Origin of the sequence: Rugamonas violacea, assembly GCF_016461825.1 — a bacterium.
GTDB lineage: Bacteria > Pseudomonadota > Gammaproteobacteria > Burkholderiales > Burkholderiaceae_D > Rugamonas.
The window spans coordinates 34,049-37,448 of the sequence record NZ_JAEMNU010000058.1 but is presented as its reverse complement, the minus strand read 5'-3'; the positions used below and the strand labels follow the sequence as shown (position 1 = coordinate 37,448).

Annotated in this window: 4 protein-coding genes; 1 reads left to right on the top strand and 3 read right to left on the bottom strand. The window is 67.6% G+C overall.

Annotated elements, in window-relative coordinates; translation table 11 throughout:
- Positions 1 to 156 precede the first annotated feature (156 nt).
- Positions 157 to 357 (bottom strand): YdcH family protein, encoded by a 201-nt coding sequence (locus H7U20_RS12375; protein ID WP_093388065.1) that lies wholly within the window; start codon positions 355 to 357, stop codon positions 157 to 159.
- Positions 358 to 567: 210 nt separating this feature from the next.
- On the opposite strand from H7U20_RS12375, the gene H7U20_RS12370 reads away from it, so the two are divergent.
- Complete coding sequence (locus tag H7U20_RS12370) at positions 568 to 1,374, top strand: PP2C family protein-serine/threonine phosphatase (protein ID WP_199759454.1); 807 nt, start codon at positions 568 to 570, stop codon at positions 1,372 to 1,374.
- A gap of 38 nt (positions 1,375 to 1,412) precedes the next feature.
- On the opposite strand, the gene H7U20_RS12365 is transcribed toward H7U20_RS12370, so the two are convergent.
- On the bottom strand, positions 1,413 to 2,144 hold the full coding sequence (locus tag H7U20_RS12365) for a hypothetical protein (protein WP_233410714.1): 732 nt from the start codon (positions 2,142 to 2,144) through the stop codon (positions 1,413 to 1,415).
- A gap of 17 nt (positions 2,145 to 2,161) precedes the next feature.
- Positions 2,162 to 3,259, bottom strand: coding sequence for a cell division protein ZapE (gene zapE / locus H7U20_RS12360; RefSeq protein WP_199759453.1), 1,098 nt, complete (start codon positions 3,257 to 3,259; stop codon positions 2,162 to 2,164).
- Between the last annotated feature and the right edge of the window lie 141 nt (positions 3,260 to 3,400).

The window sequence follows — 3,400 nt, the reverse complement described above, 5'->3', positions numbered from 1 at the left end:
CAGGCGGGCGCGCGGCGCGGCGGCGCGGGCCGCGCCGGCGGCGGCGGCGGCGGCGGGAATGGGCGAGGCGGCCTGCCCGTCGGCGGGCGCCGCGGGCGTCAAGTGTTGTTCGGTCAAAATATACTTTGGTGGGGCCGGCGGCGCAGGGGGCGCCGTTCAGGCCGGGACATCGGGCACTAATTGCATTTTTAGCAAAGTGATATAGTCTTTCAGCTGCAATTTGCGCTTCTTCAGGCGGCGCAACTGCAATTGATCGTGGTGGCCGTCGAGCGTGAGCATATCGATGACCGCGTCCAGATCGCGGTGTTCCACGTCGAGTTCAATCAGGCGCCGTTGTATTTCTTGTGCATCAGTCATGGTTCTCAGTTTTCTGTTACAAATTGTTCAGTGCGCTCCGGACAGATACGCATACAATCATTTTGCAAATAGTTTCGCTTGGCCAACCTCTGCTTGCAACCAAACTGCTTACCGGTGCATAGTTTAATCTACGGCGGCCCAGCCGCCAACCAGATTGATACCCAGCGCGGCGGATCGCGCGTTCGAGCTCACCAGGACACCGCGTATTCTATGGGCAACTACAAGATCGAGGCCGGCACGGCCCAGCACATCGGCAGCCGGACCCTGCAGCAAGACCGCGTCGCCCTGTACACCGCCGCCGGCGCGCCCGGCTATGTCATGGCGGTGCTGGCCGACGCCGGCGCCGGCGGCGGCGTGATCGCCGCCGACCAGGTGTTGCTGACCAGCAAACATCTGCTCGACGAGTTCCGCCCCGGCGAGGCGCCCGGCACGGCCCGCTTGCACGGGCTGCTGCGCCAGATCGCCGCCGAGGCCCACCAGATCATCCGCATGAACCCGATCGCCGCCGCCAGCGAACCGCAGGCGGCGATGGTGGTGCTGCTGCTGACGCCGCTGGGCCAGGCGCTCTGGGCCCACGTCGGCGACGCCCGCCTCTACTATTTCGCCGGCCAGCACTGCGTCGAGCGCAGCAACGACGCCGCCTATGTCGCCCACCTGGTCGAGGTCGACCAACTGCCGCCCGAGGCGGCGGCCAAGCACCGCGCCACGCGGGCGCTGCACAATGTGCTGGGACACAGCCTCAAACCGCCCTTCGTCACCGTCGGCGGCCATCAAGGCCTGGGACCGGGCGACAGCTTCCTGTTGTGTTCGGATGGATTGTGGCAATACTTCACCGACGGCGAACTGGCGGCCGTGCTGGCGCGCAATACGCCACGGCAGGCCTCGGAATTACTGATAAACAAGGCCATCGAACGGGCCAAGGGCAAGGGCGACAATTGCAGCATGGCCATCGTCAAACTGGTGGCGCCGCCCGACGCCGAGGCCATCGCCGGGCGCAAGAACACCCGGGTGCCCTGAGCGGCGCGGCGTCGCGGCGCCCGGCCCGTGCCGGGCCGTCAGCGCTTGGCCGCCGCCGCGGCCGCCTCGGCGGCCCTCCTCTCCTCGGCCGCCGCCTGTTTCTGCCTGGCCGCCAGCTTGGCCGCCTTTTCCGCCTTGCGGGCGGCGACGTCGACCTGGCGCTGCGCCGCCACCTGCGCCTTCTTCTCGAAGGCGGCGGCGTTGGCGGCGCGCTGGCCGGCGCCGGCCGCCTCCTCGGCCTGTTGGCGCTGCACCTTGGCGTCGTACGCGGCCTGGCGCTGCTGCGGGCTGGACCCGGCCGCCGGCGCGCGCGGCGCCCCGGCCGAGGCGCCCGCCGGCGGCAGCGGCTTGGCCGGCTGCGCCTGGCGCGTGGCCAATTCGGCCTCGTCCTTGCGGATCCGCTCGGCCAGCTCCTGGTCGCGCCGCTCGACCGACTCGACGCGCTTGAAGTGGTTGGCCTCGACCTCGACCGCGCGCAGCTCGGACAGGGCGACGCGGCGCACCTCCTTGGCCTTGTCCAGGCAACGGTTGACGAAGAACAGCGTGTAGCAGAGCTGCTCCTCGGCGGCGTAGCGGGCGTGCACGGCGGCGCGGTCCCTGGCCACCTGGGCCAGCGTGGCGTCGGCCTGCTCGACCGAATGGCTTGCCGGCACGCGCGGCGCGCCGATCGGCTCCTGGCCCAAGGTCTGGGCGACGGCGGCCGGCGCCGGCGCCAGCGCGGCCAGCGCCAGCGCGACGGCCAGCGCCGTGGTGGTGATACGTTTCATCATGCTCATCCTTGTTTGCTTCAGGCCAGCGCGGCGGCGGCGCCGCGTTGCTCCTTGTCCATGTATTCACGCGACTGCATCTCGACGATGCGCGAGACGGTGCGGTGGAACTCGTTCGACAGCACGCCGTTGGTGTACAACTCCTCCGGCGCCACCTCGGCCGACATCAGCAGCTTCACGCCCTGGTCGTAGAAGACGTCGATCAGCCAGGTGAAACGGCGCGCTTCGGACGACATCGAGGCCGACATCATCGGAATCTCGGACAATATCACGGTATGGAAGCGGCTGGCGATTTCCAGATAGTCGTTCTGCGAACGCGGACCGCCGCACAGGGTGTTGAAATCGAACCAGATGATGCTGCCGGCGCGGCGCAGCGCGCGGATCTCGCGGCTTTCGATGCGCACGCAGGGGTCCTCGTCGGCCTGCTCGGCGATCTTGCCGTAGGCCTCGCGCAGCGCCTGGTCGGTGGCCGCGCCCAGCGGCGTGTAGTAGCAGTCGACCTGCTCCAGCGCGCGGCCACGGTAATCGATGCCGGCGTCGATGTTCATCACGTCGAGCCGTTCCTTGAGCAGGGCGATGGTGGGCAGGATGCGGTCGCGGTGCAAGCCGTCCGGATACAGGGTGCCCGGCTCGTAGTTGGAGGTCATGATGAAGGACACGCCGTTGTCGAACAGCGCCTTCAGCAGGTTGTACATGATCATCGCGTCGGCCACGTCGGAGATGTGGAACTCGTCGAAACAGATCAGCCGGTATTTCTTGGCGATGCGGCGCGCCACCTCGTTGAGCGGATCGGCCACGCCGGTCAGCTCGTCGAGCTCGCGGTGCACGCCGCGCATGAATTCGTGGAAGTGCAGCCGGGTCTTGCGCACCAGCGGCACCACCGAATAGAAGCTGTCCATCAGGAAGGACTTGCCGCGCCCCACGCCGCCCCACATGTAGACGCCGCGCGGCACGTCGGGCCGGTTGATCAGGCGCTTGAAGCTGTTCGAACGCTGGCCCTTGTACTCGACCCATTCGTCGTAGCCGCGTTGCAGCCGGTCGACGGCGCGCCGTTGCGCCTCGTCGGCCTTGAAATCGCGTTGCTCCAACGCGTGCTGATAAAACTCTTGGACGTTCATGTGGTTCAATTCTGTGCGACGACTGCGCAAAAAAAATGGCGGGCCAGGCCCGCCCTACGGCAATAATGCTGGATCGGAAAAGCTCCCGATGCCGGCGGCGCTATCACAAACCCGGGGCGCAGAGCCGGGGGGGGGGGGGGG

What these genes read in the sequence shown, in the direction of transcription:
- H7U20_RS12365 (WP_233410714.1), bottom strand. Translation starts at nt 2,144, where the DNA reads ATGATGAAACGTATCACCACCACGGCGCTGGCCGTCGCGCTGGCGCTG.
- zapE (WP_199759453.1), bottom strand. Translation starts at nt 3,259, where the DNA reads ATGAACGTCCAAGAGTTTTATCAGCACGCGTTGGAGCAACGCGATTTC.
- H7U20_RS12370 (WP_199759454.1), top strand. Translation starts at nt 568, where the DNA reads ATGGGCAACTACAAGATCGAGGCCGGCACGGCCCAGCACATCGGCAGC.
- H7U20_RS12375 (WP_093388065.1), bottom strand. Translation starts at nt 357, where the DNA reads ATGACTGATGCACAAGAAATACAACGGCGCCTGATTGAACTCGACGTG.